This is a genomic window from Microbacterium sp. NPDC056736, from assembly GCF_042790415.1.
Classification (GTDB): Bacteria; Actinomycetota; Actinomycetes; order Actinomycetales; family Microbacteriaceae; genus Microbacterium.
On the sequence record NZ_JBHTZE010000018.1, the window covers coordinates 1 to 1,419 of the forward strand.

Consider the following 1,419-nt stretch of genomic DNA (forward strand, 5'->3'; position numbering starts at 1 on the left):
CGCGCGCCCTGGCCGTGGGCCTGGTGCTACCGGCCACCGGTGAGCTGACGGGGGTCGTCCCCCACCGGGCTCATGTAGTTCTTGGTGATCGTCAGGGTGTGCGCACCCGATCCGCCGATGACCCCGGAGAGCTGGACGGCCGTGGACGGGGTGATCGGCTGGTACCGGAACCCGTTCTCGGCACCCGGCTGGAGACCGAAGTCGTCCAGCCAGTGGAGGACGTACACACCGTCGGGCTTCGAGTTCTTGGCCGCGGCCGTGTTGCCGTCCGCGTCCGCGGTCAGCCCGTAGTCCTCGCTCATCTCCGACTCCCACGTGAGCGGGGAGCGGGAGTAGACCTTGACCTTGTCGATCTCCGTCTCCCACAGGGAGGGGAAGTCCGCCTCACCCTGCGCGCGGGAACCGGCCGCGTCGCGCAGCTCGAAGATGAGCACGCGCAGGAGGCCGCCGAACGTGGCCATGCGCTGGTTGTAGGCGCCCGCGCTGAGCTGGATCGTCTCCACGTCGGTGTACAGGATCGACCCGACGCCGTTCGGGGTCGGGGAGACCCCGTTGCCCTTGTAGTCGCGGTTGTCCGAGGTGGCCCAACCGCGCTGCTGCACCTGGACGTTGACGGAGGCCGCGTTCGTCGGCGCCGTGCTGTAGACCTGGTTGATCGCGTTGATCGTGATCTTCAGCTTGAACGTCGCGGACGCGTTCCGGTTGGGCAAACTGCCCATCGCGTCGCGCCGCCGCACCTGGATCGGCACCCTGAGCTGGAAACGGTACGAGCCGCCCGTGCCGCCGGCGCCCGCGGTCAGGGTGTAGATGCCGTTCGCGCGGGGGTCGCCGTTGAAGACGAACCCGCCGAACTGGTTCAGGACGCGCAGTTGGTGCCCGGTGAGCGGGCCCATGATCTGCTTGCCGCCGATGTCCTCCACGATCACCGACTGGAGGACCGAGAACGGCCCGTCCGCCTGGAAGGCAACGGTCGCGGCGTTGGACGCGGTCGTCGCGGTGACGCGGATCAGCGCGCCCGACAGGTACCCGTCCACCTGGAACTCGTACGGCTGGAGCGTCTGGGTGGCGGTGTTCTGCGTGACGGTCTGGGTGTAGACCTCGGACTCCAGGGTCCGGGTCCCGGTGACGAACGGGCGAGCGGCAACAACCTGCTGCTCCTTGCCCTTGCCGTTCTTGGACTGCGCCGGAGCCTCGGTCGCGGTCATGGTCATGTGGGTTCCTCCCTCAGTGCCCGACCGAGCGGGCAGAGTTTGTTAAGTAGGGAAACATATTCGGTTGCCTAAGGCAACCAAATGGGAAAGATCAAGGGCCGACCACGCACATCTGCCCCGCCTCCTGCCGGATGTACAGCCAGTGGAACTTGGGCAGGCGCCGCACCACGTCCACCACCAGGTCCGGGTCCACACCCGCGATCTCCCC

General features: G+C 67.6%; 1 protein-coding gene. It reads right to left on the bottom strand.

Translation table 11 applies throughout. From position 1 onward, the window contains the following. Positions 1-26: 26 nt before the first annotated feature. Positions 27-1,211 (bottom strand): hypothetical protein, encoded by a 1,185-nt coding sequence (locus tag ACFRAL_RS17350; protein WP_375821547.1) that lies wholly within the window; start codon positions 1,209-1,211, stop codon positions 27-29. Between the last annotated feature and the right edge of the window lie 208 nt (positions 1,212-1,419).

Coding starts and splice junctions, on each gene's coding strand:
- ACFRAL_RS17350 (WP_375821547.1), bottom strand. CDS start 1,211: ATGACCATGACCGCGACCGAGGCTCCGGCGCAGTCCAAGAACGGCAAG.